Source organism: Desulfofalx alkaliphila DSM 12257 (genome assembly GCF_000711975.1).
GTDB classification, from domain to species: Bacteria; Bacillota; Desulfotomaculia; order Desulfotomaculales; family Desulfohalotomaculaceae; genus Desulfofalx; species Desulfofalx alkaliphila.
The window spans coordinates 17,041-43,657 of the sequence record NZ_JONT01000015.1; the positions used below are offsets into that span (position 1 = coordinate 17,041).

A 26,617-nucleotide genomic window follows, 5' to 3' on the forward strand; every position below is an offset into this window, starting at 1 on the left:
GAGGAATTTTTATGTCAGGAAAACTAATTGTTTTTGAAGGTATTGACGGGGCGGGAAAGAGCACCCAACTGTCTATGCTTTATCAATACCTGCAGCAAAGGGGTTATAATCTCATGACCACCAGGGAGCCGGGGGGCACTCCGGTGGGTGAAGAGGTGAGAAGTATTCTGCTCAATCCCCTCCATGGCGACCTGCAGCATCGTGCCGAGGCTTTTTTGTATGCCGCTGCCCGCTCCCAATTGGTTTACCAGGTAATTAAACCGGCCCTAAGGGAGGGGAAGATAGTATTATGCGATCGCTTTGTGGACTCAACAATGGCTTACCAGGGATATGGCAGGGGTATTTCCCGCAATTTTTTGCAGCAAATTAATGATTTAGCCACCGGGGGCTTACAGGCGGATTTGGTCTTGGTTTTTGATTTGCCGGTGGAAGAGAGTTTTAAGAGGGTAAATAAACGCAGCACCGGCGACAGGCTGGAGCAAGAGACCCACTCCTTTTTTCAGCGGGTACGGGAGGGGTATTTAGAAATAGCCAGGCAGCAATGTCACAATCATCTTGTAATGGACGCCTCCCTGTCGGTGGAAGAGCTACAGCGGCAGGTGAGAACGGTGGTGGACAATTTTATTGATGGGAAGCTTAGGGAAAGTGATTAGCTTTGATGAAATAATAGGCCATAAAGAGGCCCTTGACACCCTGTTAAAGGCCTTAAGGCTGCAGAGGGTTGCCCATGCCTATCTCTTTATGGGGCCTGCCGGCCTCGGGAAGACCACCACAGCCATGGCATTTGCTGCGTCCCTTTTATGTGAGCGGGCCCCGGACGGCAGTTTTTGTGGCAGCTGTAGAAGCTGCCGCCAAATAGAGGGGGGAAATAACCCCGACTTACAGGTGGTGGAGCCCTCAGGGGCCACAATAAAGCTTGAACAGGTAAAGCAGCTACAAAGGAACATAAACTACAAGTCTTACCAGGGCGGACGTCAGGTGTATTTAATTAAGCAGTGTGACACCATGACAGCGGAGGCCGCCAATTCTTTGCTTAAAACCCTGGAAGACCCCCCCGGCAATGCAGTCTTTATACTAATTACCTCTCGACCCTATGGAATACTACCCACCATTTCATCCCGCTGCCAAAACCTATGGTTTTACCCCTTGGCAAAGGACCTGGTAATGGCAGGTTTAAAACGCTACTCCCATGTTCAAGGGGACAGGGCGGCGGTAATAGCGGCCATGGCCGGCGGCAGCATAGGCAGGGCCCTTGAACTGGTGGATGAAGAGGTATATCTGACTAGAGAGCGGATGCTGGCGGTTTTTGAAAAAATAAGGGACGGGGACCTTGTGCAGCTGCTGGGGGAATCTGCAAGTCTTTCCGGCGACAGGGATGCGGCCCTGGGCTGGCTGCAGCTGTTACAATTATGGTTTCGGGACTTGCTTGTCTGGCAACAAACCAAGGACAAGTCTTTGATTATTAATATCGACCTTGAAGATCAAGTGGACAAATACGCAGGTGAGTATAGTACAGATCAATTAATGGATATGCTGAAGGATATAGAAAGGGCACGCTCCCGGTTAGAGGCCAAAGGGAACGGCAGGTTGGTGCTTGATGCTTTGCTGCTGAGGCTGGCTGATATACCGGAAGCAAAGGGAGGGTAAAATATTGGCTTATAAGGTGGTTGGTATTCGTTTTAAAAAAGCCGGCAAAATATATTTTTTTGATCCCGATGGCCTGGAGCTGCAAATAGGGGACCATGCCATTGTGGAAACCACCCGGGGGATTGAATATGGTCAAGTGGTGGCCGGCCCCGGTGAGGTGGAAGAGGATGAGGTGGTGGCGCCCTTAAAGAAGGTGCTGCGCAAGGCTACAGAGGAGGACAAGGCACAGCTGTCTTTAAATAAAGAAAAGGAAAAGGTCGCCTATCAGGTGGGTTTGGAAAAAATTGCTGCCCATGGGCTGCCCATGAAGCTGATCTCGGTGGAGCAGACCTTTGACGGCAACAAAATTATTTTTTATTTTACCGCCGACGGCCGTATTGATTTTAGGGAACTGGTGAAGGACCTGGCAGCGGTTTTTCGCACCAGGATAGAGTTGAGGCAAATCGGGGTGCGGGACGAAGCTAAAATGGTGGGCGGCCTGGGCTGCTGCGGCAGGGAATTGTGCTGTGCTTCCTGGCTGGCTGATTTTGCTCCCGTTTCAATTCGCATGGCCAAGGATCAAAATCTTTCCTTAAACCCTACAAAAATATCAGGGATTTGCGGGCGGTTGATGTGCTGCTTAAAATATGAAAACGATGTTTACGAGGAAGCCAAGGAACATTTTCCGGAGGTGGGCACCCTTGTTAACACTGCCGAGGGCGATGGTCGGGTGGTCGGTTTTAATATATTTAAAAAGACTGTCACGGTGGAAATAAAAGAAAACAAACATATTTTTGAGTTTCCTGTGGGGGATGTAGTAATAAAGAAGATAAAGGGTGAAAACAGTGGGGCCTCTACCCGGACGGATAGCTAGACTGGAATATATGATTAAAGAAGTGTTGGGTGAACTGGAAGACATAAAAAAGTTAGTGCGTTTATTGGAGCAGGAAAATGAAAAATTGCGCCATGAATTAACCCAGGCCTATAAACACTGTAAAAGGGAGGCCCAAAGGGCCGCTGAAACAGAGAAGACAGACAGGGATGAGCCCACCTTGCTGCGATTGTATAACGAGGGTTTTCATGTGTGTAACATTAAGTTTGCCCAAAGCAGGGAGGAAGAGTGTCTCTTTTGTTTGGGCCTCCTGCGCAGACAAGATGATGAGGTTGGTGAAAAGTAGTGGCCGGTAAATCCTGTGGAACACTGTACCTATGCGCCACTCCCATTGGCAACCTGGAGGATATCACCATTAGGGCCTTGACGGTGTTAAAAGAATGTGACCTAATTGCCGCAGAGGACACCAGGCATACAAGAAAGCTTCTCTCCCATTATGATATTCATACCAGGCTGATCAGTTATCATGCCCACAACGAACAAAGGCAGGGCGAAAGGATAATTGACATGCTCTTGCAGGGGCAAGATGTTGCGGTGGTAAGCGATGCGGGCATGCCCGGTATTTCCGATCCCGGGGCCCGGCTGGTGGAATTGGCCTTAGAGCATGGGATACCGGCGGTGCCTGTTCCCGGGGCCAGTGCTGTGATAGCGGGGCTGGTGGTTTCGGGTTTGCCCACGGCCCGTTTTGTATTTGAAGGTTTTTTGCCCTCTAACAAAAAGGGGCGCAGGCGTCATTTGGAAAAGATAAGGGGCGAACAACGCACCATGGTCTTTTATGAGTCACCGCACCGCCTCTTGGAAACCTTAAGGGACATGTGCAGTAAATTTGGCGGTGACAGACAGATTGCGGTGGCCCGGGAGTTAACTAAAAAGCACGAAGAAATTTACAGGGGAAGCCTGCACTTGGCAGTGAGCCACTTTGAGAAGGTACCCCCCCGGGGGGAATTTACCTTGGTGGTGGCCGGTTCAAGGGAAGAAGACAGGGCAGAATCCTTTGCAGACCTGCCGGTGGTTGATCATGTAAACCGGCTCATTGCCACAGGCATGGATAAAAAACAAGCCATCAAGGAAGTGGCTAAGCTGCGTGGTATGCCGAAAAGGGATGTATATAAGGCGGTGGAACAATAAAGGCGCGATTATCCGCGCCTGTGGTTTTTAACCGGAGTACATGTATTTATTTTACATGGCCTGTGTGCTTTCAACCATGGCATTGGCGCAATCTTTGCAGACTTGTTTGCCGTTAAACACAAAGACATCCGATGCGTTGCCACAGAAAACACAGGCCGGCTCATATTTTCTTAAAATAATTTTCTCGTTGTCTACATAAATCTCCAGGGCATCCTTTTCTTCAATTCCTAGGGTGCGGCGCAACTCGATGGGAATAACAACCCTGCCGAGCTCGTCCACCTTACGCACAATACCTGTGGATTTCATATTTTTTACCTCCCTTATACATATTTACCGCTTCGACAGTAAATGATAATATGTTACAAGTAAACAATACCAATGATTCCAGTAAAAGTCAATAATTATTTACACCAATAAATTAGGATTATTTTTTATGTACATACTATTAAGAATTAGGGAAAACTTGACAAAGGAGCCATTGCTGGGCTAGAATTTGAATGGACACCGCCCAATGATGGTTAAAGGTGGCAATACGGGTAACTCCGTCCCTAATTGGGGGACGGTTTTTTGTTATAATACCAGCGAATACATGAGGAGGATTTGGAGTGAATAAGAAAAGATTTTATATCACCACCCCCATTTATTATCCCAGTGATAAGCTACATATTGGGCATGCTTACACCACAGTGGCTGCCGACTCCATTGCCCGTTTTAAAAAAATTACCGGCCATGATGTATATTTTCTTACCGGCTCAGATGAGCACGGACAAAAGATAGAGCGCAGTGCCCAGGCAAAGGGACAAAGCCCCATAGATTATGTGGATAAGATTGTGGAAAGTTTTAAGCACCTTTGGGACAAACTGGACGTTGAATATAATGACTTTATTCGCACCACCGAGGACAGACACAAAAGGGTTGTACAAATGGTTATTGAGCAGCTCTACAAACAGGGAGACATATATAAGTCCTCCTATGAAGGATGGTACTGTACCCCCTGTGAAACCTTTTTTACCGAGTACCAATTGGTTGAAGGAAAGTGCCCGGACTGCAACAGGGAGGTTGAGCTGCTCCAGGAAGAAAGCTACTTTTTTAGAATGTCAAAATATGCTGACAGATGGCTAAAATACATTGAGGATAACCCTGATTTTATACAACCAACCTCAAGGCGAAACGAAATGATCTCTTTTGTCAAGCAGGGGCTGGAGGACCTTTGTGTTTCCAGAACAACCTTTGATTGGGGCATTAAGGTGCCCTTTGATCCAAAACATGTTGTATATGTATGGGTTGATGCCCTGACCAACTATATTTCTGCCTTGGGTTACGGCACAGAGGATGACCGCCTCTATCAAAAATATTGGCCGGCCAATGTGCATTTGGTGGGCAAGGATATTGTCCGCTTCCATACCATTATTTGGCCCATAATGTTGATGGCCCTTGATTTGCCCCTGCCCAAAAAGGTAATGGGCCACGGCTGGCTGCTTTTAGACAGCGGCAAAATGTCCAAGTCTAAGGGCAATGTTGTTGACCCCTTGGTATTGATAGAAAAGTACGGGGTGGATGCCATTCGCTACTACCTCTTGCGCGAGTTGCCTTTGGGTTCTGACGGCTATTACTCAGAGGAGGCATTGGCCAAGCGGATTAATGTTGACCTAGCCAATGATTACGGCAACCTCTTATCCCGTACCACACAAATGATCGGCAAGTACCAGCAGGGCCTGTTGCAAAAACCCCAGGCCCCAGGGGACTTGGATGCTGAATTGATTGATTTAGCCGCCCAGACCCCCCAGGCGGTGGAAGATGCCATGGAAAAACTGGAGATTTCCAATGCCCTGGCAAACATTTGGAAGTTGGTGGGTAGGGCCAACAAGTATTTGGAAGAGACCTCTCCCTGGGTCTTGGCCAAGGATGAAAGCCAGGCAGACAGGTTAAACACGGTCTTGTATAACGTCATGGAAGTGATACGTTTTGCCACCGTGATGATCAGCCCCTTTATGCCCAATATCCCGGGAAAAGTTTGGCCCCAGTTGGGAATTGAAGAGAAGCCTGAACTCCACACCTGGGAAAGTTTGAAATGGGGTCAGCTGCCTGGGGGCACAAAGGTGCACAAAGGGGAAGTCTTGTTCCCGCGGATAGACTTAACTAAGATATAGGGGATGTAAGATGAGTTTAATAGACAGTCATGCCCACCTTGACGACCGGCGCTTTGATGATGACCGTGACCGGGTCATCCGGGGGGCATACGAAGGCGGCGTAAAGAAAATAATTAATATTGGCCATGATCTTCCTTCCTCCGGCAGTTCTGTTCAATTGGCAGAAAAATACCCTTTTATCTATGCCACCGTGGGGATACATCCCCACGACGCCAAAAATGTGCCCGGGGATTATTTGCAGCAGCTGGAAGTTTATTTACAGCATCCCAAGGTGTTGGCGGTGGGGGAAATAGGATTAGACTACTATTATGACTTTTCACCAAGGGATAGGCAAAAAGAGGTCTTTGTGGAGCAGTTAAGGCTGGCCGAAAGAAAAAACATGCCGGTGGTAATACACCTGCGGGATGCCTACGGTGACTTTTTGGATATTATGAAGGAAGAAGGACCGCCTGCCGCCGGCGGGGTGATGCATTGTTACTCCGGCAGTTGGGAGCTTGCCCAGGCCTGTTTGAAGATGGGCTTTTACATTTCCTTTGCCGGGCCGGTTACCTTTAAAAATGCAGTGAAATTAAAGGAAGTGGCAAAAAAGGTACCCCTGGAAAGAATGCTGGTTGAAACGGACTGCCCATATTTAACGCCGGTGCCCCATCGGGGAAAAAGAAACCAACCTTTATATGTGCAGTATGTTGCTGAGGAGATTGCCAAGTTAAAGGATCTTTCAGTGGCGGAAGTAAGTAAGGCACTGTTGGATAATACCCTAAAGGTATTTAGAATTTCTGAGGGTGGTGGGGAAGCTGGGCCATAATACCGTCGGTTTGGTAATGGTGTTTACAGGTGACGGAAAGGGAAAGACCACCGCAGCCCTGGGCACCGCTCTGAGGGCCTGGGGCCAGGGTATGAGGGTGTGTGTGCTGCAGTTTATCAAGGGCAACTGGACCACCGGGGAAGAGAAGGCTATTAAATACCTAAATAAAGGTATAGAATTGCGCCGGTTTGGTGCCGGTTTTATAGACTTTAACGATGAAGAATCGGTGGCAAGGCATAAAAAAGATGCCAATGAAGGTTTGGCGGTGGCCCGGTTGGTGATTGAGTCAAGGCAGTATCAAATGGTGATATTGGATGAGATAAATTATGCCGTCAGTTATGGGTTGGTGGACAAGAATGAACTTGTTGATATTGTCAAGAACAAACCCAAAGATGTGCACCTGATCCTAACCGGCCGCAATGCGCCCCAAGAGATAATTGAAATTGCCGACCTGGTTACTAAAATGGATGCGGTTAAACACCCTTACAAGAAAGGCATAGCTGCCCAAAGGGGAATAGAGTATTAATTTAATATGATTGGGCTTTGTTGGTATTTCATTTATGGAAAAAAAGAGGGCCAGGAAAAATTTTCCCGGCCCTAAACTTTTGTGGAAAAAAATGTAATAATTATCGGTGCATAGGCATATATATATTTGAAAAGCCCATGGGTTTAAGCAGGGAGGGGAAATTATCAGTTTTAAGAGAGCAAGGGGCCTTTGGCAGCTTGACGGCCGGCGCTTATTGCTCCTATCGGTGTTGTTGGCAGTTATATTATTAACTAGACAGGGCTTTGGCGGTAAAGAGATAACAATAGAGGCCGACGGCCGGGTGCACCACCTATATACCTTGAGTAAGTCGGTGGAAGGAGCCCTGGCCCAGGCCGGTATAGATGTTAAGGGGCAGGATCTGGTGGAACCGCCGCCGGATTCAACCTTGAATCGCCGGCAAAAGATTAAGGTGGTGCGGGTGCTCCAGGAAAGGGAGATAATTGAAGAGGAGATTCCCTATGAAACGGTACGTCAAAGGGATGACCGTTTAGCTCAAGGTGTAGAGCAGGTTAAGCAGCAGGGAATTAAGGGAGTAAAAAGAAAGGTATTTGAAAGAGTTTACCATGACGGTGTTGAGGTGGCCAGGGAGCTGATAGAAGAAGAGCTAATTAGAAAGGCCCGGCCCCAGATAGTTTCGGTGGGAAATAGGCTTCCCTTGGCGAACAGGTCGCCGGAGGAATCCCGGCAGAATGCCGACACCTTTACCGTTGAAGCCACGGCATATACCTATACAGGCAGAAACACTGCCACCGGCATAGCTCCCCACCGGGGTGTAATAGCCGTTGACCCGCGGGTAATTCCCCTGGGCACTAAGCTCTATGTGGAGGGCTACGGTGAGGGGAAAGCCCTGGACACAGGTGGCTCCATTAAGGGCCACCGCATTGATGTCTTTTTTAACTCCAGGGAAGAGGCAATTAAGTGGGGTAGAAGGTCTGTGCAGGTGAAAATTATTGAATAATAGGTAATAAAATGGCAGACTCCCCCGCCTCCTGTTGTTGGGATGCGGTATTTGTTGTTAATTTTTGGCAGGAGACGGCCCCCTTATGTAGAACTACTTACCACATAGGAGGGGTGTGTATGGGTTGGGCAACGATTGACTGGCCTCCGAGAAATGGACATCCATTGAAACCAAAGTCAAAACTGAGAAAGAGGTTTATTAAAAGAATGGCTATTGTGCTGGTGGGCTTATTTTTTTTGCTGGCGGCACTCTATTACACCTTTTTAGTATATGGCCATGTGGAATGGCCTTACCCGGCTAATATGATTCAAAAGGAGCTAGCTGAAATAAAAAACAATTGGCCACTTAACCATAAGTGGACGGCACCCACCTGGATACGGGAAATTCTGCCAGGGGACGGGGGACAATTTTGACCAAGGCCGGGTGGTGACATGGGAGCGGGCGACTCTTGCCCGCTTTTTTTGTTTTTAGTATGTAAAAAAAGTTAACCTAAGCAGTTTAAGGGGTTATAATAGTATTAAATACTACATGGAAGAGAGGTTTACAGTGGGAGAGCTGACTTCACCCAAAAAAGTAAGGGAAATTTTAAGCCGCTATCACTTTAAAACCCGTAAAAGTTTGGGTCAAAATTTTTTAGTAGACAATAATATTATCAGCAAAATTGTCTCCGCCGCAGAAATTACCGATCAGGATCTGGTTGTTGAAATCGGTCCCGGCCTAGGGGTGCTCACAAGTGCTTTAGCCCAGCGGGCCCAAAAGGTTGTGGCCCTGGAGCTTGACAATAAACTGATACCCATACTGGAAGAAACCTTGGCTTCACATAAAAACATTGAAGTGGTGCCCGCTGACGCCATGGAAGTAAACTTTGACCAATTGGTTCATGAAAAAACAAGGGGCAGCTTTGGAGGCGGTGCAAAAGGTTATAAGGTGGTGGCAAATCTGCCCTATTATATAACCACACCCCTGATAATGCATATGCTTACCAATAATTTTAATATCAATAGTATGGTGTTAATGATGCAGCGGGAGGTGGCCCGGCGTTTGGCCGCTGCCCCCGGCAATAAAGATTACGGGTCATTGACGGTGGCCGTTCAGTACTATACCGAAGCCAGTTTGGCCTTTGGTGTACCCCGGACGGTTTTTTATCCACAGCCGGAAGTTGATTCGGCCGTTGTTAAATTGACAAAAAGAAAAAGCCCGGCGGTTGAAGTTGTTGACCAGGAACTTTTTTTCAAGGTGGTAAGGGCCGCCTTTGGTAAAAGGAGAAAAACAATATTAAATGCCCTATCCAGTTCCAATATAGGGGCAACAAAGGAGCAGGTGGACCTCTTGCTGGGTCAATCGGGTATTGATCCAAAACGCCGGGGAGAAACGCTGACCCTGGAGGAGTTTGCACTGTTATCCAATAATTTTTATACCATGGGGATTTTCTAAGGCATTTTTATAATTTGAATAAGAAAAATTAAAGGCAGGAGCGGTGTTATGGATTTTATCAGCCCAACCAAAGGAAAAATGACTTTTGATCAAATGATGGCGGATATAATGAAATATATTACCGGTCTGCCTGATTCCAGCTATAAAATAATCATTGGCACGGACTCCCAGGTGAGAAAGGATACCTGCTTTGTCACTGCAGTTATTGTGCACCGCTTGGGTAAGGGGGCCAAGTATTATTACCGTAAAAAAGAAGAACGAAAAATTAAAAGCCTAAGGCAAAAAATATTTTTTGAAACGGCACTGAGTTTGGAGGTGGGCGGTTTGGTGGCCCGCTACTTATCCGAAACCGGTCATGAGGATCAAGAGGTGGAAATACATATTGATGTGGGTAAAAAAGGGGAAACAAAGGATTTGATTAGGGAAGTGGTGGGCATGGTATTGGGCAGCGGTTTTCAGCCCAAAATAAAACCCGATGCCTTCGGTGCTTCCAGTGTGGCAGATAAACACAGTAAGTAGTTAAGGGCGCAAAAAGGCGCCCTTATTTTTTACCCCTTGGGCACCAATTAAGATGGCAAATTATTACTTTATTTCATAAGATACAAAAAACAAACTTGCCGTGTTATGGGGGTGGGTAAGGGTTGAAAATAAAAAAGGGGGATATAGTGGTTCGGAAATCCTATTCTAGGGACATTTGTTTTAAGGTTGTTGATTTTTTAAATACCCATGAAAACAAAAAATTAGTCTTATTAAAGGGTATCGATATCAGACTGTGTGCCGATGCACCCATTGAAGATCTGGAACCGGTGGACAGTCAAACTTATTTGAAAATAAGGGATAATGACCTTAAAAACTGTGAAAGCCAGGTTAAGTTTATTTTAAAGAAAAGAAATTTAGAGCGCTACCAAAGAACAAGTTACCACCTGGGAAACAAAAGACTATTGGGCCCCGCAATCCCGGTGGCAATAAAAGGAAAAAAACATAGAATAATATAAACAGTACAGGGGGGGCAATTAAATGGCAAACATTAATGTTGGTGACATTGTGAGCAGAAAATCCTATGGCAAAGATCTTTTTTTTAAGGTAATAGATATAAAAACCAATAAGCAAAAACAAATTGAAGCCCGCTTGAAAGGATTGGATTTACGGCTGGTGGCCAGCTCACCTGTGGATGATTTAGAAAAAGTCAATGCCGCGGCGGTGGCCAATTATTGGCGTACGGTTATTAAAAAAAATAATGATCAAATGAAGCGGGTATTTAGACGCCGCATGAAGGAAAGGGAGAAATATCTGGCCCGGGCAATTAAAAAACTTGAGGGCGGTAAGGAAGAAAAAATAGAATCCTTTGATATGCCGGGCAGTGTGCTGCATATTGACGGCGATGCAGATTACTTAAACCTATGCATGACCACCTACAGCCAGATGGGTATACCTGCCCATGGGTATAACATTGCCGAGGATTTACAGCATGAAAAAGTTATTCAATATCTAGAGGAGCACCGCCCGGATATACTGGTGATAACCGGCCACGACGGATTTATCAAGGGGAAAAAAGATTATCGGGATATAAAAAATTATCACAACTCGCAAAACTTTATTAAGACGGTAAAGGCGGCCCGCCGCTATGAAAAAAACATGGACGATTTAATTATCTTTGCGGGGGCCTGCCAATCCCACTATGAGGCAATTTTGCAGGCCGGTGCTAACTTTGCCAGTTCACCCAAGAGAGTATTAATTCACGCCTTTGATCCGGTATTTGTGGCTGAAAAAATAGCCTTTACCTCCATATACGATCCTATTCCCTTAAAGGACATCATTTCCGGCACCATCACAGGCTTTGACGGCATCGGCGGCTTTGAAATACCCGCAGTCTAATCCAAAAAACAAAAACAGAAGACAGACTAAATAATTTGAAGAATATGGAAGTACAAGGCAGCTGTTTTTAACAGAGGGCCGAAAACAATAAAATTACTAATTTGCCATCATTTGGTAACATTAAGGCATAAACAATTAAAAGCATGGAAATTACCTTTCAAGTGCCCACTGAAGTAATTGTTCAACTGCCGGTCGGCAAGTTGCCTGTGGGGGTAAACAAAGGGGTAATTTTCAAGGGGCTTATACAATAGATTGTAATAAAGGATCTTAGAGGTGCCCGGCGCCATTGAAGTAATGAGGTAAATTAAGGGGCGTAAACCCAAAATAAAGGGTGCGGCAGAGGCGCTGAAAACATTAGACAACTGAATAAAAACTTTATACTTTGTAAAAAAGGGAAATCTTTGGACAAGAGAGGGTGTCGGTTATGCTGAAAAAGATTGCTTATATAGAGGTGAACAACTTTTTAAAGGCGGGTGACCCTAAAATACCTTTGCTGGCCAAGGGGGTTAAAGAAGAGTCCTTGGGCGGTGTAAGGGCACCGGAGTATTCTGCGGAGGGCGAAAAAGGAAGTAGATACCCAATGGTGAGGGCAGGTCCAACTTAAGGCCAAAGGGACAAAGGGGGAGGGATGCCATGGAGAAGGCATTAATTACCTTTTATGATGGCTCATCATCGTTGCCGGCCGTCATTTCTGCTGACAACTCCGGGCCGGATAATATTTCCCATAAAATTTCCAAAAGCTCATCTTGGTTTAATTTATCAGGCTGATAAATCTTAATTACTTTCATTTTAACACCTCGCTTTATACAAGGTATGCCCCCAGGCGGGCAAAATTTCCGGGAGGATGATTATTTGAAGGTAGCTGTCTATTGTCGGGTTTCCACTGAGGATCAGGCAGATGCTAAAACCATTGAAAACCAAGTGGCCTTTGCTAAAAAGTACTGTGATTTACACGGTTTGCAGGTGCATAATTTTTACCTTGATGATGGGGTCAGTGGTTCAATACCGGTGGAAGAGCGTCCGGCAGGACAAGCGATGCTGGCTGACGCAAAGGAGGGTTTTTTTCAGGCGGTATATGTATACCGGTTAGACCGCCTGGCACGGACAACTTTAGATATATTAACTACCCACCATAGACTGGCTAAGCTAAACATAGGCTTAAAAAGCATGACAGAAAACTTTGATACATCAACTCCCAGCGGCAAGTTCTTTTTGACAACTTTGGCAGGTATTGCCGAAATTGAAAGATCAACCATAGCCGAAAGAATGAGGTTAGGCAAAGAAAGGGCGGTTAAAGAGGGGAGGTGGCCGGGGGGGCCGCCTCCGTATGGGTACCGGGTCAGACGAAAAAGACTAGAAATATTTGAGCCCGAGGCTGCAATTGTCAGAAAGATTTTTTCCTTATACACCGATCGGCGCATGAATACCGTTTCCATTGCCGATTATTTAACGGCCTTGGGCTATGAAACACCGGGAGGCAGTAGAAAAAAAGGCAGCGCCGGTGTGTGGCGCAGCAGTGGGGTTTGGGGGATATTGACTAACCCTGCTTATAAAGGAACTTTTATTTATGGAAAGCAAAGACCCGCTGAAAAACAAGAAGGGTTTGCCTGCCCTGCCATTGTAAATGATAAACAGTGGGAAAGGGCACAGCAAAGGTTAAAGGAAAATTTTTTTAATGCCGGGCGCAATGCAAAACGCCATTATTTATTGAGAGGTTTAATAAGGTGCGGCGTCTGCGGTCGGAACTATTGTGGGGACGGCAGCCACAGTAAAGGCAGATACCATTACTACCGATGCACCGGAAACTCCTCCTTTCGGGGAAAACTTGTGGATAAATGTCCTGCGAAATCTGTAAGGGCAGATCAATTGGAGCAAATTGTCTGGCAGGATATTTTAAACTACATTTTAAAAAACGATAATTTGATAAAAAAACTGCAGTTAGCCGTCAATTCCAGACAACCGGAAGGCGACCTTGACAGAGAGGCTAAAGTAATAAAAAAGGCCCTGTTGGATAAGGAACGGGAAAAAGGCAGGGTGCTCACCTTATTTCGCAAGGGGTTAATTAACGACAGTGAAATTGAAAAAGAACTTGAGGACCTGGCCAAGGATTTTGCGGTTTTACAAGAAAGGCTGAGCCGGTTTAAACTGCAAAAAACTGCCCAGGATAAGGCATTGAACCGGCAGCTTGATATGGCTGATACCGTTAAGCTGCTGGAGAAAAAAGTATTAAAGGCCGATATTTTATTAAAGAGGAAACTAATATCTGCCTTGGTAGCTTCAATAACAGTTAATACCGTAAAAGAGGATGGCAAAGAGGCTCCACTGATAACAATATCCTATTCTTTTCCGGAATGTATTCCCGGTGCTGAAACGCGCGGTAAGCACCGTTTAGGAATACCAAAATCATCATATTGATCAGACACCCCTTTTGGCAAGATTGCATACCATGGTTTAAGCAATTTGTCGAAAGGGGTTTGTTCTATGGATAGATACCTTAATGCTTTACAAAAATTTAGAAAGAAAATACTGGAGCGGGATAATGTGGTGGGGGTAGGTGTGGGGCAAAAAGAAGTTAAATATATGCGCACCAAACAGCTATCCCTGGTGGTCCTTGTGGAGAAAAAATTGCCGCCGGAAAATTTAAAGAGAAGTCATCTTGTTCCCAGCCGGCTGGAAGGGGTAGATACTGACGTCATTGAAGTGGGACAAATTAAAATGCTCAGCGACCGCAACAAGGAGCTGAGGCCCGCTCTGCCGGGATGCAGCATTGCTCACTACCGTGTTACCGCCGGCACCTTCGGCGCCGTAGTTCGTGACCGCAGAACGGGGGAAAGACTAATTTTGTCTAACAACCATGTACTGGCTAACAGTTCAAATGGATATGACGGGCGCTGTGCCATTGGCGATGCCATACTGCAGCCGGGGTCCTATGACGGGGGTGATGACCGGCACCGAATTGCCACCCTGGCCAGATTTGTGCCCATTAATCGGGGCTCCGAGGAAAAGCAGGCCACCTGTGCCCTTGCCCGGAGCTTCTCAACCCTTACCAGCGCCTTAGTGGGTGTCCTTAGGCCAAACTATCGGATTAAGGTTTATAAAAGTGTTAATCAGCCCAATACCGTAGACTGTGCCGTGGCCAGGCCGGACAGACCGGATGTAATTGGCAGTGAAATAATGGGCCTTGGTACCGTGCAGGGTGTAGCCGATGTAAAACCGGGTATGACAGTGAAGAAAAGCGGCAGAACCACCGGCGTTTCCAGAGGAACGGTAAAAACCATTGGAACTTCTTTAAAGGTCCAAATGGATGGCGGTAAAGAGTCGGTTTTATTTACAGACCAAATAACGGCAGATTTGGGCTCAAAGGGCGGCGACAGCGGTTCACTGGTCTTGACCGAGGATAATTATGCCGTGGGCCTCCTCTTTGCCGGGTCGGATAGGATAACCGTATTTAACCGCATTCAAAATGTGCTGGATGCCTTGGAGGTGGACTTTTAAAAGAAAAAATAAGAGTAAAAAACAGGACCTTCCCAGGAAAAACACCGGCGGAGGTCCTGTTTTCTACGCCGCAATGGCTGCCTAGAGGTGGTGAGTATTTCCATTGATTTCTTAACTAGGAAATTGATATGATGATTAACGAACAACCCTGTAAAAAAAATAAGGAAGGGGAGAGAAATTTTGTCGTTAAGAAATGCATTGGCTACCCTATTTGCTACCCTGGTTTTTTTAGTGATGGTTGTTCCCATGGCGTCAGCAGAGGCGTCGCAGGCTAGCCCGGCAGAGCGGCAGGTTGTAAATATGATTAACCAGTCCCGTAACAACAGCGGGGTTTCCGCACTGGAGCTTGATGCTGCCCTGACCAAGGCTGCCCAAGAGCAGGCCAAGCAGTTAGCTAACAATTATGCCAGAGACTATGGCACCTTGAACAACTTAATGAGAAGCGGCGATTACAAGAATGTAAGCGCCAGTGTGCTGCGCGGTTCCAATGTGGAATATGGCGTAAAAATGCAGTTGGCACGCAATGGCAATGCGGCCCTAAGCAGTCAATACAAGCTGGTTGGGGTAGGAATTGCCGACTGCAAATTATTTGGCAAGGTATGTGTACAAGTATTTGCCGGTGGGCAGTCTGCCCCCAGTGGGCCGCAGGCTGAACCGCAGCCACAACCACAGCAGCCAAAAGCTGAGCAGCAGCCGCAGCCACAACCACAGCAGCCAAAGACTGAGCAGCAGCCGCAGCCACAGCCGCAACCACAGGCTCAGCAAGGGACAATGGGCGATTTTCAAAAAAGGGTTGTTGAACTGGTGAATCGGGAAAGGGCTAACAATGGACTAAGCCCCTTGGTGGCAAAGTCAGACTTAAACAGGGTTGCCCAGGTGAAAGCAGAGGATATGGCCGGCAACAGGTACTTTAGCCACACTTCTCCTACCTACGGTTCACCCTTTGATATGATGAGACAGTTTGGTATCAACTATACCCGTGCAGGGGAAAACATAGCCATGGGGTACCGTACCCCGGAAAGCGTGATGGAGGGTTGGATGAACAGCCCCGGTCACAGGGCAAACATCTTAAATCCGCACTTTACTGAAATAGGTGTAGGATTTGCAGGGAACGGCAACTATTGGGTGCAGCTCTTTGCACGCCGTTAATTGTGGGAAATTAATTAGTTAATCTATGTGGGAAAAGTTTTTTTAAGAGGGGGTTAAGCCCCCTCTTTTTTTATTTCAATGGCCCTGTAAGGGCCAAGCCCTCCGGCCTTACACCATATATAAGCAAGGACAGGGGCGGCGGGGGGCGCCGCCCGGCAGCCCACTAATAAAGTTTGCTTTAACAACATAATTTTGTGCACATATGATAGCTGCCCTCATATATTAGTAAGAGAATTTTATCGGAAAGGAGGGCCGATGATGAAAAAAACACGAAAAAACAAGCAGTGGCAAAGAGAAAACCATCGACCCCTTACCACCGAGCGCAGCATAAGGATTAATTGCCTGGTGTCTGAAAAGAAAGAGAAAACCATTGTTCGGCATAAAATAACCATACCGGATCACCTACCCCCCTTGGCTGAGATATTGTCGGCAAACCACGCCATCATTGTGGATACCGTTGAGATTGTCAAGGGTATTGTGGTTGTGGATGGGGTGATTTATATACAGATTACCTATTCTTCGGCAGCTGATAATCACAAACATCAATACCAGGTCACCGTTCCCTACAGTGATTTTATAAATATTGCGGAAGCTGAGGAAGGCATGACTGCCACAGTAAATGCGGTCATTGAAGACCTCAGTTTTACAAGCCCTGCCGAGGAAAGACCGGCACTTACCCTTGATGTAAGGGTCAGCACCCGGGCCAGGGTATATAAGGTGCAGCAGTTAAATATACTTGTGGATGTGGCGGAACCCTGCAGTGCCCAAAGGGACTGTATGTCCTTTAATCAAGTGGTGGGTATGGCAAGATTGGATTTTGAGCAAAGAGAAGAAATTAATATTCCCGACACCAAGCCTGAAATAAAGGAAATATTGAGCTTTAAATGCACACCGGTGCTGCAAAACTACAGGGCCGATTTTGGGGCAATAACCGTTAACGGCTGGCTGAAAATAGAACTGCTTTATTTAGACAACCGGGACAAAGAACAGCTTTTACAGCGCTTAAAAGCTTTTAGCACCCTGATTCCCCTAGCTGAAGCCCGACCGGAGCAGGTGCCTGAAGTACATATATGTTCATACACCTCAAGCCTTGACAGGGTTTATGAAAATAAGTGCCTGTGCAAGGTAGAATGTAAAATGGCCCTTTTTGCCTGTGTTCTACAGGCACAGCGGCTGAAGGTGGTAAGCAAAATCGAAGACTGTAATGCTGAGCTTCTTTCCCAAGATATAAGCTATGAAAGTTTGCAGTCCATTAAAAATACTGAAGTGGTTATAAGGGATGTGAGCCCGGCACCGGAAGAAAAATGTGAGGTGAAGGATGTTCGGGTCGGACCGGTAGCAATCACCTCCGCCGACCTGGTAAAGGGAAAGGCTTTAATACGCGGCTCGGTGGAGTTTGTAATTAATTATACCTTGGCCGGGGCATCCCATGGGGGCAATTTATACCGCAAAGTTCCGTTTAAGTCAGTGGTAAGGGTTAAGTCCTTGGATAAGGAGAGCAGGGTAGATGCCTTACCCATAGTAAACTCTGTCCAGGCGGCGGTTTATAATGGAAAGCTAACCCTTGATGCTTTAATCGGTATTCTGGTGCGCCAGCTATGCTTAACAAATCAAAGGGTAATTACCGGGGCGAAATTTATAGGGCAGGCACCCGGCCCTTTGGCGGCAGATGAAATTAGTTTTTTATACCGGGTTAAAAAAGGCGAGTCTTTAGAAAGCATAGCAAAAAGATTTGGCACCACCGTAGAAAGTATTATTAGGTTAAATGGGAAAAGGGTGCTTAAAGGCCCCTTGGAAAATGAAGGCATTCGCATTCCCTGCCAGGTGAAGAATGGGGCTAAATAATTGTAAGGGGAGGTTGTATATGTGGAACAAAGCGGTTTGGAAAAAACAGTTGCAGATTTACTTGAAATGCAGTCAAAACACGGTTTAGATCAGGTAAGTTTGCTGGTGATGCTTAGCTTAGTAAATCTAATGGGGATAATAAATATTTTACAAAACAAGGCAATTGACCTGCCTGTGGAAAAGGCTTCGGCCGCCGGTACCGAAAAAGAAGGCCAGTCAGACTGCCATGCCGGCGCCGATTTAATGCAATTGGTGCAGCAGGCGGCAAGCGGTAGAATAAACCCTGCCCAACTAATTGGCATGCTAGGTAACCAGGGAGGCCAGATGCCTAATTCTGCCGCTTTAATGGGTTTATTATCCCAATTAATGCAGCCGGCGCCCCCTGTGCCCCCGGCCGTACCTTTTCCTGCCAAAGAAAGGTCTAAAATACAGAAAAAAGTTAAAGAGGCAAAGGATACATCTTTAGGCCAAGAAAAGAAGGCCGGGGAGAAAGAGGAGTGCAGCGGCCAGTCCGGCCAAAAACCAATCTTGAAGTGGGACCCCAGACTGGGATAATTTAAGGAGGTTAAAAGATGTTAGGAAACATGGGTCAAATTATGAATCAAATACAAAAAATTCAAGATGAAATCCAAAGAATGACAGTTGAAGTAACATCTTCCGACGGAGCTGTTATGGTTGTTATGAACGGTAAGCAAGAGGTGGTGTCTGTGGTATTAAATCAACAGGCCATCAGAAATTTAGAGGTTAGTCAACTGGAAAACAGTATGGTGGAGGTGCTAAACAATGCCATGGCCCAATCAAGGGCAGCGGTAAAGGATAAGTTATCCCAAGTCACGGGGCTGAATATTAACGGTTTAATGAATATGTTTACTTAATTTGTAAGGGCTCGATAGACAATCGAGCCCTTACCCTATTGATCAATACCTTCATTGAGTTTCATGGCCGTGTGAAATTCGTTTATGCCTGCCCGCATCATTTTTACGGCGTTAAGGCTGCCGCTGAGCAGGTTAGTTACATAATGCAGCCGAGATTCAAAGTCCCGGTTGGTTCCGAGCATCAGTAAAATGAGAATAAGAAAAAGTGTATAGGCGTTGGGCTGTAGTTGTGCTTGCTGTTCTGTTGTGTAATAATGCACTGCTTTTACCCCCCTTCGTAATCGGTGATCGATTTGCTAACTTAGTTTACGTGTCTGGGGCACAGAATGTTACGGGCCATGGTCTGAGAAAAAAGGAAACATATTGACAAAGTTAACATATATTGTAAATGCAATGTTTTTTACTTGACAAAACTGAGCTTTATGTATGAAGGGAAAAAGGACGGTGTAAGGGGGTGAGTAATTGAGTTTTTGGGATATGACAAAGCTGGCCTCCCAATATAAGGAGGTGAAACGGGCCTTGGCCCAAATTGAGGTTGAAACTGTATCAAGAAGGGGCAATGTTCAGGTGCTGATAAATGGGCAGCAAGAGGTGCTGGCGGTTAGGCTTAACCCCCATTGGTTAAATAATGCGGCAGCCTTGGAAATTGCAGGGGAGCTAAGGGAAACTTTTAATAGGGCCCAGCAGCAAACAAAGGAAAGAACCAGGGCAGCGGTAAATAAAATCACCGGGCTGGACCCGGAAGCTCTCAAGGGGGTTTTTTAACGGCTCAGCCCTTACAGGCATTGTCTGTCAGCTGAATCTTGTGCGGCAGGCCTTTGGGCCTGCTGTTATTTTTTTAAAAGTTGCCCATACAATTGTAACAATAACTGTTATTTCTACGTATTGTACAGTATGGTAATTCACCCGCTGCCAGATTTAAGGAAAGGAGGGCGTTAGATGACAGTACAAAATGCTTTAGCAATGAAATTTTGCCCCGGTTACTTTAATGTGGTGGCAGTTTGTATCTGTCTTGCTCTTTTGGTGCTGGCGTCAGTGCTGCTTGGTTTAAGCATTATTGGTTTATCGACCTTTATCTTCTTAATTATATTAGCCTTGTTAATATTTATCTTCTTCTAGTTTTTGTGCAAAAAAATGAATCTAGCTGTAACAGATATTGGAACGCGCTCATATTGTATGACTAGAACGAATTCCCGGGATTATCGTTCAAGTACATTAAAGTCAATAAACAAGGGAGGAATTTAGAATGGCTAACGTTGTTGAAGCCATGAAGGAAGTGGGTACTTCTAGCTCGTTTGGCGGTTTAGTCAGATGCTGCTGCTTGCTTTTAGCAGGGTTTATCATTGGAGTGGCTCTATTCTTCTGCGGCTTACTTGACTGGAAACTGTTAGGTGTATGGCTCTTCCTGATGCTGGCCATAGTTTGCTGCTGTATGTACTGGTGCTAAGTTACAGTTAAGTGATGTGGTAGTCTAACTGCTAAGGGCTACACAGTTGTGTAGCCCTTTAACTGACTTATTAGGCAAATAAAAGCCGGGTGAACCCTGTCTGCCCCATGGAAATTTGCAGCATAGGGCAGTGCCGTCGGCCGCCGGTCCCTAAAGGGCTTTTCATTTGTGGCTGTGCCCATGGGCATGGCCGCTTAACCAGAAACTCTCCAGGAAAGGAGTGATTTCGTTGAATAAAAACCAGGCTAAGTTAAATGAAACACTGGAACGTTTATTGGATAGAATTGAATCCTACCATGCAGAAAAGCACCACGATGTACATCAATCATCTCTGGTCTTTGACAGGCTGGATAAGTTAGTGCAGAGCATGTCCCGTATAGAGTCCCAGCAAAGCTCTGAAAGGATACTTTCCGAGAAAATTGATGAGGTGACAAAACATATAGATAAAATAATGACCCAGCAAGCCAAGCAAGAAAAGCAGTTGGAGTTTGAGGACACCATCCGTAAAGTTCTGCACGGGGCAAAAATTACCGGCAAGGTAATTGAAACAGTGGCCAGCAGTGCCGATGTGATGTTTAATACCATCTCCCACCTAGTTAAGGACGACGGTAAGGGCAAAAAACAAAAGGCTAATACCGAGGAACTGGACCTGGCAAATTTATTAAAACCAATTAACTCCTTAATACAAGGTTTTGCTGCGGTGGGTTCAACAAGCAAAGGTAATTATGACAGTACAGAGACTGAAACAGAAGAAAAAGAAGAAAATAAAGCTGAATAATTTAGGGGTGTAAAACTTGGAAAAAATTATCATATTTAAAAAGCCGGTGTTCACCAGGCAGGGCCCAATTCCTGAACTGCTTTATTTGTTGTCCAGATCGGGTGCCAATAGGGTTCAACATTTGTCACTGGTGAACGGTGTGGTTTGTGACTTGCCTTTGGGTATGGAAAAAGATTTTATTAATAATCCTGACGTGATGGCGGTGGAAGATAATTTACAGGTAAAACTTGACCCCGTAAAGGCCGAAAGTCTATGGCCCTTTGGCCCGCCCAAGGGAGACGGCCAAATTATACCCTGGGGGGTCAACAGGATCGGTGCTAACAGGGTATGGGCCCATGCCCGCGGTCATAAGGTTAAGGTGGCCGTTCTAGACAGTGGTATTGATTCCGAGCATAGGGATTTAAAGGCCAATATTAAAGGTGGGGCAAACATTATCAGTCCAAATCAAAGCCCCATTGACGACAACGGCCACGGCACCCATGTGGCCGGCACCATAGGGGCTGCAGATAACGGTGTCGGGGTGATTGGTGTTGCGCCCCTGGTTAGTTTATATTCGGTAAAAATAATTAATCGCAATGGCAGCGGAACCCTGGCTGATATAATTAAGGGTTTAGACTGGTGTGTCAAAAATAGAATGCAGGTGGTAAACTTAAGTGTGGGAACAAAGGGAAACAGTGTGGCCCTAAGACGGGCGGTGGAGCAAACCGCTGCACGGGGAGTTATAATGGTGGCGGCGGCGGGCAATGACGGATCCGGCAAGTCTGTGGATTTCCCGGCGGCTTTTCCCGGTGTTATTGCGGTGGGTTCAATTGATGAAAGCGACCGCCTATCGCCCTTTTCTAACCATGGCCCTGGCTTGACGGTGGTGGCGCCGGGTTCCTCTGTTTATTCAACGGCCCGGGGCGGGGGTTATGAGCGCTTGAGCGGAACATCCATGGCAGCACCCCATGTTACAGGCACCATAGCTTTGGCCTTACAGATTAATCCAAGACTAAACCTGCAGCAAATTACGGAGCTGCTAAAGGGCAGCAGTCAAAAATTATCTTCCTTATCTGCAGAGGAACAAGGATATGGCTTGGTTAATGCTGAGCGTATGCTGTCAATGGTGCGTTAAAAGGTGGGCCAATAAAATACCCTTAATAAAATACCCTTATTATTTTTGTTAAATTATTCCTAAGTGACATATATGGATGCACTTAGGATTTTGCTTTTTGGGGCGCAGGTATACTGGGCTGTAAAGCTTTTTCTTACTGACGGAGGGAATAAAAGCAAATTTAGGTGAAAGAATAAATTCAGCGCCGGTCTTTATAAAACTTTGATTTGAATGGGGGTAAGCGGATTGACCAATGAAGTATATAAGGTGGGCGGTCTGTTTAAAAGAGAAGACAAAGAAGAAATTGAAACCTATCTTAGCCAAATTGACGGTGTTAAAAAGGTAGAAGCTGATCTTGAGGATAAAACCGTTGCCGTCAGTTTTGATCCCTCGGTGGTGCAATCTGATTGGATACGGGAGACCCTGCAGTCCTTAGGGCATGATACTTATTCTATACATTAATAATGGCGGGCTTTTAAAGCCTGCCCTATTTAATTTGCGAAGGCATAAGAAAAACCATGTGGCCTAGGCCTGGGCCTAAAAGACTTGCACCAAGGGTACAGGTGCCACCGGTGGGCAAGTCTTCTATAACACAAAGGCAAGTTTTAGGGGGGATGCAATGGATGTCAGGATTGTGGCCCTAATAGTGGCAGCCTTGGCCGGGGCAACAATGGCGGTACAGGGAACCTTGAACTCCGCCCTGGGCAAGGCAGTGGGCTTATGGGAAATGACTTTAATAGTGCATGTAATAGGTGCAGCCATAGCCGCCGTGCTGGTATTCTTATTTAAGATGGGTACCCTTGATTTGGCCAAGTGGGCCACCGCTCCTTGGTACACCTACCTGGGCGGGGCATTAAGTTTGTTAATAATATATGCCGTGGCCCGCTCAATACCTAAAATAGGAGTTGCGCCGGCCACCACCGCCATTGTTTTTTGCCAGATACTGACCGCCGGTTTAATTGATCATTTTGGTTTATTTGGCCTGCAGCGGGTATCTTTCAGTTGGTACCGGGCAGTGGGAGTGGTTTTAATGGCAGTGGGTGCCTGGCTGATACTATTTAGAAGTAATTAAGCATCCCCCGGGATGCTTAATTTTATGGCCGGAAACTGTTTCTTGGAGGTATATATATTTCTTGGCCGGGGTAAATGATGTTGGGGTGCATTAAACGGTTATACTCCATTACCCGCTGTACCGGCAGGCCAAAGCGGCGGGCTATGGACCAAAGGGTATCCCCGGGCTGGACAATATACCTGGTTACCTCCTCATCCGGGTATTGATCTTCATTTGTAAAATCGCCGGCAAAGTCGTCCGGGCCTGCATAGTCATCCAAGGCTTCTTCTCCATAGGCTTCTTCCCCATACTCCTCCCCTTGGTCTTCCTTTAAGGGCAGCTCCGGCTGTGTCAAAAGTTCCTCTTCCGGAGAGGGCTGGGCATAACCCTGGTTAGGCAGCTGATAATTGTCGGTTACCGTGGTGATGTGTACCGGGGTGCCGATATTAACCAGGGAAAAGAGCTCTTCTATATGCTCGTTATGCAGTCGAATACATCCGTTGGTCACCTCCCTGCCTATGGAAGAAGGGTCATTGGTGCCATGGATACCGTAGTTTCCTTCGCTTACCGAAAGGCCAAGCCACCTTGTACCCAACATTCCCCCGGGGTGGTAAATTTTGGTGACAACTTTATACCGGCCTGTGGGGGTAGGTGTTGCGACGGCACCCACAGCAACGGGAAAGCTTTTTTCTAACTGATTTCTAATATATAGGTGTAAACTTTTAAGGGTGGTATTAATCAGCAAAAACCTTGAGGCGCTAAAGCCGGGCGTACTCAATTAAACATTCCTCCTCGCTGAATTTGTGGTATCCTGCGTTAAGTTTAGGGTAATATTGGTTATGTTATGAATATATGACTTTATGAGGAAAAAATGCCTTAAAATTGGTAAGAGGCAGGAATTCAACTCTTCTTAAGCCAATTAAACCTTTGAAAGGTGGCATCGGGGGGGTTAGCTTGATATGGAAGTTATAAGGGCAAAGGCCTGTGCAAAAATAAATCTTACCTTAAAGGTGTTAGGAAAAAGGAATGACGGTTATCATCAGGTGGAAATGATCATGCAATCATTAAAATTGCATGACGAGATGGTCTTTTATCCCGGTGGTGCCGGTATAGAATTGGCTGTGGAAGGGGCTGTTCCCCCGGGGGAAGATAATATTGTATATCAGGCCGCCCGGCTCTTAATGCAGTATAGCGGCCGGCAAAGGGGAGCCTCTATTACCTTGAAAAAAAATATACCGGTGGCAGCCGGCCTGGCGGGGGGATCCGCCGACGCGGCAGCCACCCTTTTGGCATTAAACAAATTGTGGGATTTAAAACTTACCGATAAAGAGTTGTTTATGTTAGCGGCAAAGCTGGGTTCTGACATTCCCTTTTGTTTAATGGGGGGTACCGCCTTGGCCGGGGGACGGGGAGAAGAACTGACCAAGCTTTCCCCGGCACCGGAAATGGGAGTGGTGTTGGTAAAGCCCCCCTTTGGTGTATCAACCGCCCAAATATACGGGGAATATGATGCGTCAAAGGCCGCAGAGGATTTCGGTGCCGTAACGGAGTCAATGATAAATGCCATTAATAAGCGGGATGTTTATGCAATCGCAAGACATTTAACCAATGACTTAGAGCAGGTAACGCTAAAGAAATACCCGCTTTTGAAGGAAATAAAAGAAAGGCTGATAAGGGCAGGTGCCTTAGGGGTATTAATGTCGGGCAGTGGCCCTACCATTTATGGTTTAACCGCTGACCTAGAAAGCGCCCGTGGGGTGGCAAACAATATTAAGCACTTAGACGCTGAGCTTATTGTAACCACCACCGCTTAAAATAATTTGTAACCATAAAAAATGAATGCAGGAAATTGGATAAAACAAGTATAATTTATTAATACAAAAGTGAGGAGGGTGATTAGGTGGATAAATCGAAAACCCGGTTGTTACCGATTAAACTGGATAACTATAAACCCCTTAGGGAAATAGTTTTTGAAACCCTTAGGGATGCTATTATATCCGGCAAGCTGAGTCCCGGCGAACGCCTGATGGAAATACAGCTGGCAGAAGAAATGGGCGTCAGTCGTACTCCGGTGAGGGAGGCCATTAGAAAGCTGGAGCTGGAAGGTTTTTTGGTTATGGTGCCCCGCAAGGGTGCCTATGTTGCCGGCATATCCATGAAGGATATAGTGGATGTTTTTGAGGTGCGTGCCGCCTTGGAGGCTTTGGCCGCCGGACTGGCTGCCGAGCGCATTACCGACGAGGAACTGGATAAACTGGAGCGCTCCATTGTTTCTATTTCAGAGGTTTCTGACGGAAGGGACCTTGACCAAATAGTAGAGCGGGATACCGGTTTCCATGAAATCATATATAAGGCCAGTAGAAACGAAAAGCTGGTACAGATTATTATTAATCTAAAGGAACAAATACAAAGATTTAGGGCCACTTCACTGGCCTTGCCCGGAAGATCAAAAATGGCGGTTGAAGAACATAAAAAAATAGTGGAGGCCTTATCGGCCCGTGATGTGGAACTGGCATCTAAATTGGCCCGTAAGCATATTGAAAATGCTGAAAACAGCATGTTGAGTTCTATTAAAAAACTGAAGGAGTCTGAGGATGAATGATAGATGCCCTGGTGTTGGCCGGTAGTCCCAATGACGGACCCCTAAAAAGTTGCAGTGGAGCTAAATATGAAGCCCTAATCCCCATAGGCAAACGGGCAATGGTTGAGTATGTTGTGGATGCACTTACTCAAACACCCAGTATTGACCGGGTGTTGGTGGTTGGTCCCGATGAGCTGCAGCCCCTTTTGAATCCCACGGGTATTGAAGTTATATCTGCCAAAAACACCGTAATGGAAAATGTCTTGGCGGGTTTTGAATTGTTGGCGGATTCAAAAAAGGTACTGGTGGTTAGCTCGGATATACCGTTGTTAACATCAGAATCTATTGATAAATTTATTGACCTGTGTAAAAAAAGCCAGGCGGATTTATATTTTCCGGTGGTTACCAAGGAAACGGTGGAGAAAAAATTTCCCCAAATGGAGAGAACCTATGTAAAGCTTAAAGAGGGTACTTTTACCGGGGGCAATGTTTTTTTGGTTAATCCCCAAATTATGCCCCAATGTTATGAAATGGGGCAGAGGTTTATTGATTTAAGAAAAAGCCCACTGAAATTATGCGGCCTGCTCGGTGTAAGTTTTGTTGCCAAATATGTGACCGGCAGATTGACCATTAAGGAGCTGGAAAAAAAGGTTTCTTCCCTTCTGGGAGTAACGGGCTCGGCTGTTATATGCCCCTTTCCTGAAGTGGGAGTGGATGTTGATAAGCCCAGCGACCTTTCATTGGTAATGAAGGCAATGGGTATAGACGGCTGTTAATTCACCCTGCCTATTGAAAAAATATATAAATAATTTTATAAACCCACTGGAAAAAAGAAGGAATTTTGACCACGATGCAGAACAATAATCTAACAAAAATTTACCGGAATTG

At 46.1% G+C, this 26,617-nt stretch carries 35 protein-coding genes; 31 read left to right on the forward strand and 4 right to left on the reverse strand.

Features of this window, described 5'->3' with window-relative positions:
• Positions 1-11 precede the first annotated feature (11 nt).
• From tmk to rsmI, 5 genes are read left to right on the forward strand one after another with little or no spacing between them, the layout of a single operon-like run.
• Positions 12-653: a dTMP kinase gene (tmk, locus tag BR02_RS0109175; protein ID WP_031516393.1), complete on the forward strand. Its 642-nt coding sequence runs from the start codon at positions 12-14 to the stop codon at positions 651-653.
• Entirely contained in the window at positions 628-1,647 is a 1,020-nt protein-coding gene (gene holB / locus BR02_RS0109180; protein ID WP_031516395.1) for a DNA polymerase III subunit delta', read from the forward strand. Before tmk ends, holB begins: the two co-directional genes overlap by 26 nt.
• Positions 1,648-1,651: 4 nt before the next feature.
• Positions 1,652-2,500 (forward strand): PSP1 domain-containing protein, encoded by an 849-nt coding sequence (locus tag BR02_RS0109185; protein WP_031516397.1) that lies wholly within the window; start codon positions 1,652-1,654, stop codon positions 2,498-2,500.
• Positions 2,501-2,510: 10 nt separating this feature from the next.
• Positions 2,511-2,804, forward strand: coding sequence for an initiation control protein YabA (locus BR02_RS0109190; protein WP_051688240.1), 294 nt, complete (start codon positions 2,511-2,513; stop codon positions 2,802-2,804).
• Positions 2,804-3,646, forward strand: a complete 843-nt coding sequence (gene rsmI, locus BR02_RS0109195; RefSeq protein WP_031516401.1) for a 16S rRNA (cytidine(1402)-2'-O)-methyltransferase — start codon at positions 2,804-2,806, stop codon at positions 3,644-3,646. The genes BR02_RS0109190 and rsmI overlap by 1 nt, the downstream gene beginning before the upstream one ends.
• A 51-nt stretch (positions 3,647-3,697) precedes the next feature.
• Here the strand turns inward: rsmI and BR02_RS0109200 are convergent, their stop codons facing one another.
• On the reverse strand, positions 3,698-3,952 hold the full coding sequence (locus BR02_RS0109200) for an AbrB/MazE/SpoVT family DNA-binding domain-containing protein (RefSeq protein ID WP_031516403.1): 255 nt from the start codon (positions 3,950-3,952) through the stop codon (positions 3,698-3,700).
• A gap of 299 nt (positions 3,953-4,251) precedes the next feature.
• On the opposite strand from BR02_RS0109200, the gene metG reads away from it, so the two are divergent.
• The 10 genes from metG to BR02_RS0109260 all read left to right on the forward strand — a co-directional run bounded on the left by metG (position 4,252) and on the right by BR02_RS0109260 (position 12,019).
• Entirely contained in the window at positions 4,252-5,796 is a 1,545-nt protein-coding gene (gene metG / locus BR02_RS0109205) for a methionine--tRNA ligase (RefSeq protein WP_031516405.1), read from the forward strand.
• A gap of 10 nt (positions 5,797-5,806) precedes the next feature.
• Positions 5,807-6,601, forward strand: coding sequence for a TatD family hydrolase (locus BR02_RS0109210; protein WP_031516407.1), 795 nt, complete (start codon positions 5,807-5,809; stop codon positions 6,599-6,601).
• Entirely contained in the window at positions 6,582-7,127 is a 546-nt protein-coding gene (gene cobO, locus BR02_RS0109215) for a cob(I)yrinic acid a,c-diamide adenosyltransferase (RefSeq protein WP_337999134.1), read from the forward strand. The genes BR02_RS0109210 and cobO overlap by 20 nt, the downstream gene beginning before the upstream one ends.
• A 232-nt stretch (positions 7,128-7,359) precedes the next feature.
• Entirely contained in the window at positions 7,360-8,106 is a 747-nt protein-coding gene (locus BR02_RS16010) for a 3D domain-containing protein (RefSeq protein ID WP_051688242.1), read from the forward strand.
• 119 nt (positions 8,107-8,225) lie between these two features.
• Positions 8,226-8,519 (forward strand): hypothetical protein, encoded by a 294-nt coding sequence (locus tag BR02_RS0109230; RefSeq protein WP_031516413.1) that lies wholly within the window; start codon positions 8,226-8,228, stop codon positions 8,517-8,519.
• A 133-nt stretch (positions 8,520-8,652) separates the two neighbouring features.
• Positions 8,653-9,540 (forward strand): 16S rRNA (adenine(1518)-N(6)/adenine(1519)-N(6))-dimethyltransferase RsmA, encoded by an 888-nt coding sequence (gene rsmA, locus BR02_RS0109235; RefSeq protein ID WP_031516415.1) that lies wholly within the window; start codon positions 8,653-8,655, stop codon positions 9,538-9,540.
• A 48-nt stretch (positions 9,541-9,588) separates the two neighbouring features.
• Complete coding sequence (locus BR02_RS0109240) at positions 9,589-10,059, forward strand: ribonuclease H-like YkuK family protein (RefSeq protein WP_031516417.1); 471 nt, start codon at positions 9,589-9,591, stop codon at positions 10,057-10,059.
• 122 nt (positions 10,060-10,181) lie between these two features.
• Positions 10,182-10,535 carry a sporulation peptidase YabG gene (locus tag BR02_RS0109245; protein ID WP_031516418.1) on the forward strand — a complete coding sequence of 118 codons (354 nt, stop codon included), beginning with the start codon at positions 10,182-10,184 and terminating at the stop codon, positions 10,533-10,535.
• Between the two features lie 22 nt (positions 10,536-10,557).
• Positions 10,558-11,415, forward strand: coding sequence for a sporulation peptidase YabG (gene yabG / locus BR02_RS0109250; RefSeq protein ID WP_031516420.1), 858 nt, complete (start codon positions 10,558-10,560; stop codon positions 11,413-11,415).
• Between the two features lie 424 nt (positions 11,416-11,839).
• Complete coding sequence (locus BR02_RS0109260; RefSeq protein ID WP_031516422.1) at positions 11,840-12,019, forward strand: hypothetical protein; 180 nt, start codon at positions 11,840-11,842, stop codon at positions 12,017-12,019.
• Between the two features lie 52 nt (positions 12,020-12,071).
• Here BR02_RS0109260 and BR02_RS16015 read toward each other — a convergent pair whose 3' ends face one another.
• Positions 12,072-12,203 carry a hypothetical protein gene (locus BR02_RS16015; protein WP_274377126.1) on the reverse strand — a complete coding sequence of 44 codons (132 nt, stop codon included), beginning with the start codon at positions 12,201-12,203 and terminating at the stop codon, positions 12,072-12,074.
• Positions 12,204-12,267: 64 nt separating this feature from the next.
• Between BR02_RS16015 and BR02_RS0109270 the strand changes: the two genes are divergently transcribed.
• From BR02_RS0109270 to BR02_RS0109300, 6 genes are all read left to right on the forward strand, one after another.
• Positions 12,268-13,830: a recombinase family protein gene (locus BR02_RS0109270; RefSeq protein WP_051688243.1), complete on the forward strand. Its 1,563-nt coding sequence runs from the start codon at positions 12,268-12,270 to the stop codon at positions 13,828-13,830.
• A 66-nt stretch (positions 13,831-13,896) separates the two neighbouring features.
• On the forward strand, positions 13,897-14,910 hold the full coding sequence (locus BR02_RS0109275; RefSeq protein WP_031516426.1) for a chymotrypsin family serine protease: 1,014 nt from the start codon (positions 13,897-13,899) through the stop codon (positions 14,908-14,910).
• A 180-nt stretch (positions 14,911-15,090) separates the two neighbouring features.
• Entirely contained in the window at positions 15,091-16,059 is a 969-nt protein-coding gene (locus tag BR02_RS15445; RefSeq protein WP_031516427.1) for a CAP domain-containing protein, read from the forward strand.
• Positions 16,060-16,317: 258 nt separating this feature from the next.
• On the forward strand, positions 16,318-17,904 hold the full coding sequence (locus BR02_RS0109290; RefSeq protein WP_031516429.1) for a DUF3794 and LysM peptidoglycan-binding domain-containing protein: 1,587 nt from the start codon (positions 16,318-16,320) through the stop codon (positions 17,902-17,904).
• A gap of 21 nt (positions 17,905-17,925) precedes the next feature.
• Positions 17,926-18,459, forward strand: a complete 534-nt coding sequence (locus BR02_RS0109295; RefSeq protein WP_031516431.1) for a hypothetical protein — start codon at positions 17,926-17,928, stop codon at positions 18,457-18,459.
• A 17-nt stretch (positions 18,460-18,476) separates the two neighbouring features.
• Entirely contained in the window at positions 18,477-18,779 is a 303-nt protein-coding gene (locus tag BR02_RS0109300) for a YbaB/EbfC family nucleoid-associated protein (protein ID WP_031516434.1), read from the forward strand.
• A 35-nt stretch (positions 18,780-18,814) separates the two neighbouring features.
• Here the strand turns inward: BR02_RS0109300 and BR02_RS0109305 are convergent, their stop codons facing one another.
• A complete protein-coding gene (locus tag BR02_RS0109305) occupies positions 18,815-19,039 on the reverse strand; it encodes a hypothetical protein (protein WP_031516436.1) in 225 nt (74 codons plus the stop codon).
• Between the two features lie 202 nt (positions 19,040-19,241).
• On the opposite strand from BR02_RS0109305, the gene BR02_RS0109310 reads away from it, so the two are divergent.
• From BR02_RS0109310 to BR02_RS0109345, 7 genes are all read left to right on the forward strand, one after another.
• Positions 19,242-19,544 carry a YbaB/EbfC family nucleoid-associated protein gene (locus BR02_RS0109310; RefSeq protein WP_031516438.1) on the forward strand — a complete coding sequence of 101 codons (303 nt, stop codon included), beginning with the start codon at positions 19,242-19,244 and terminating at the stop codon, positions 19,542-19,544.
• Positions 19,545-19,718: 174 nt separating this feature from the next.
• Positions 19,719-19,898, forward strand: a complete 180-nt coding sequence (locus BR02_RS0109315) for a hypothetical protein (RefSeq protein ID WP_031516440.1) — start codon at positions 19,719-19,721, stop codon at positions 19,896-19,898.
• Positions 19,899-20,025: 127 nt separating this feature from the next.
• Complete coding sequence (locus tag BR02_RS0109320; RefSeq protein ID WP_031516441.1) at positions 20,026-20,226, forward strand: hypothetical protein; 201 nt, start codon at positions 20,026-20,028, stop codon at positions 20,224-20,226.
• A gap of 229 nt (positions 20,227-20,455) precedes the next feature.
• Positions 20,456-21,004 (forward strand): hypothetical protein, encoded by a 549-nt coding sequence (locus tag BR02_RS0109330; RefSeq protein WP_031516442.1) that lies wholly within the window; start codon positions 20,456-20,458, stop codon positions 21,002-21,004.
• A gap of 16 nt (positions 21,005-21,020) precedes the next feature.
• A complete protein-coding gene (locus BR02_RS0109335; protein ID WP_051688244.1) occupies positions 21,021-22,118 on the forward strand; it encodes a S8 family peptidase in 1,098 nt (365 codons plus the stop codon).
• A gap of 225 nt (positions 22,119-22,343) precedes the next feature.
• The gene (locus tag BR02_RS0109340; protein WP_238442443.1) at positions 22,344-22,559 is read left to right on the forward strand and encodes a heavy-metal-associated domain-containing protein; all 216 of its coding nucleotides are present in this window, start codon (positions 22,344-22,346) and stop codon (positions 22,557-22,559) included.
• 157 nt (positions 22,560-22,716) lie between these two features.
• Positions 22,717-23,169 carry a DMT family transporter gene (locus BR02_RS0109345; protein WP_031516445.1) on the forward strand — a complete coding sequence of 151 codons (453 nt, stop codon included), beginning with the start codon at positions 22,717-22,719 and terminating at the stop codon, positions 23,167-23,169.
• Positions 23,170-23,191: 22 nt separating this feature from the next.
• Here the strand turns inward: BR02_RS0109345 and BR02_RS15110 are convergent, their stop codons facing one another.
• The gene (locus BR02_RS15110) at positions 23,192-23,926 is read right to left on the reverse strand and encodes a L,D-transpeptidase family protein (protein WP_031516447.1); all 735 of its coding nucleotides are present in this window, start codon (positions 23,924-23,926) and stop codon (positions 23,192-23,194) included.
• Between the two features lie 181 nt (positions 23,927-24,107).
• On the opposite strand from BR02_RS15110, the gene ispE reads away from it, so the two are divergent.
• From ispE to BR02_RS0109365, 3 genes are all read left to right on the forward strand, one after another.
• Complete coding sequence (gene ispE, locus BR02_RS0109355) at positions 24,108-24,962, forward strand: 4-(cytidine 5'-diphospho)-2-C-methyl-D-erythritol kinase (RefSeq protein ID WP_031516449.1); 855 nt, start codon at positions 24,108-24,110, stop codon at positions 24,960-24,962.
• Positions 24,963-25,048: 86 nt separating this feature from the next.
• Positions 25,049-25,750 (forward strand): GntR family transcriptional regulator, encoded by a 702-nt coding sequence (locus BR02_RS0109360; protein WP_031516451.1) that lies wholly within the window; start codon positions 25,049-25,051, stop codon positions 25,748-25,750.
• Positions 25,747-26,505, forward strand: coding sequence for a nucleotidyltransferase family protein (locus BR02_RS0109365; protein WP_031516453.1), 759 nt, complete (start codon positions 25,747-25,749; stop codon positions 26,503-26,505). The genes BR02_RS0109360 and BR02_RS0109365 overlap by 4 nt, the downstream gene beginning before the upstream one ends.
• Positions 26,506-26,617: the final 112 nt, after the last annotated feature.

Excerpts from the sequence above, each read along its gene's own strand:
- tmk (WP_031516393.1), top strand. The coding sequence starts at position 12 with ATGTCAGGAAAACTAATTGTTTTTGAAGGTATTGACGGGGCGGGAAAG.
- holB (WP_031516395.1), top strand. The coding sequence starts at position 628 with ATGGGAAGCTTAGGGAAAGTGATTAGCTTTGATGAAATAATAGGCCAT.
- BR02_RS0109190 (WP_051688240.1), top strand. The coding sequence starts at position 2,511 with ATGATTAAAGAAGTGTTGGGTGAACTGGAAGACATAAAAAAGTTAGTG.
- BR02_RS0109200 (WP_031516403.1), bottom strand. The coding sequence starts at position 3,952 with ATGAAATCCACAGGTATTGTGCGTAAGGTGGACGAGCTCGGCAGGGTT.
- BR02_RS0109210 (WP_031516407.1), top strand. The coding sequence starts at position 5,807 with ATGAGTTTAATAGACAGTCATGCCCACCTTGACGACCGGCGCTTTGAT.
- BR02_RS0109230 (WP_031516413.1), top strand. The coding sequence starts at position 8,226 with ATGGGTTGGGCAACGATTGACTGGCCTCCGAGAAATGGACATCCATTG.
- BR02_RS0109240 (WP_031516417.1), top strand. The coding sequence starts at position 9,589 with ATGGATTTTATCAGCCCAACCAAAGGAAAAATGACTTTTGATCAAATG.
- yabG (WP_031516420.1), top strand. The coding sequence starts at position 10,558 with ATGGCAAACATTAATGTTGGTGACATTGTGAGCAGAAAATCCTATGGC.
- BR02_RS0109260 (WP_031516422.1), top strand. The coding sequence starts at position 11,840 with ATGCTGAAAAAGATTGCTTATATAGAGGTGAACAACTTTTTAAAGGCG.
- BR02_RS16015 (WP_274377126.1), bottom strand. The coding sequence starts at position 12,203 with ATGAAAGTAATTAAGATTTATCAGCCTGATAAATTAAACCAAGATGAG.
- BR02_RS0109275 (WP_031516426.1), top strand. The coding sequence starts at position 13,897 with ATGGATAGATACCTTAATGCTTTACAAAAATTTAGAAAGAAAATACTG.
- BR02_RS0109290 (WP_031516429.1), top strand. The coding sequence starts at position 16,318 with ATGAAAAAAACACGAAAAAACAAGCAGTGGCAAAGAGAAAACCATCGA.
- BR02_RS0109300 (WP_031516434.1), top strand. The coding sequence starts at position 18,477 with ATGTTAGGAAACATGGGTCAAATTATGAATCAAATACAAAAAATTCAA.
- BR02_RS0109315 (WP_031516440.1), top strand. The coding sequence starts at position 19,719 with ATGACAGTACAAAATGCTTTAGCAATGAAATTTTGCCCCGGTTACTTT.
- BR02_RS0109320 (WP_031516441.1), top strand. The coding sequence starts at position 20,026 with ATGGCTAACGTTGTTGAAGCCATGAAGGAAGTGGGTACTTCTAGCTCG.
- BR02_RS0109345 (WP_031516445.1), top strand. The coding sequence starts at position 22,717 with ATGGATGTCAGGATTGTGGCCCTAATAGTGGCAGCCTTGGCCGGGGCA.
- ispE (WP_031516449.1), top strand. The coding sequence starts at position 24,108 with ATGGAAGTTATAAGGGCAAAGGCCTGTGCAAAAATAAATCTTACCTTA.
- BR02_RS0109365 (WP_031516453.1), top strand. The coding sequence starts at position 25,747 with ATGATAGATGCCCTGGTGTTGGCCGGTAGTCCCAATGACGGACCCCTA.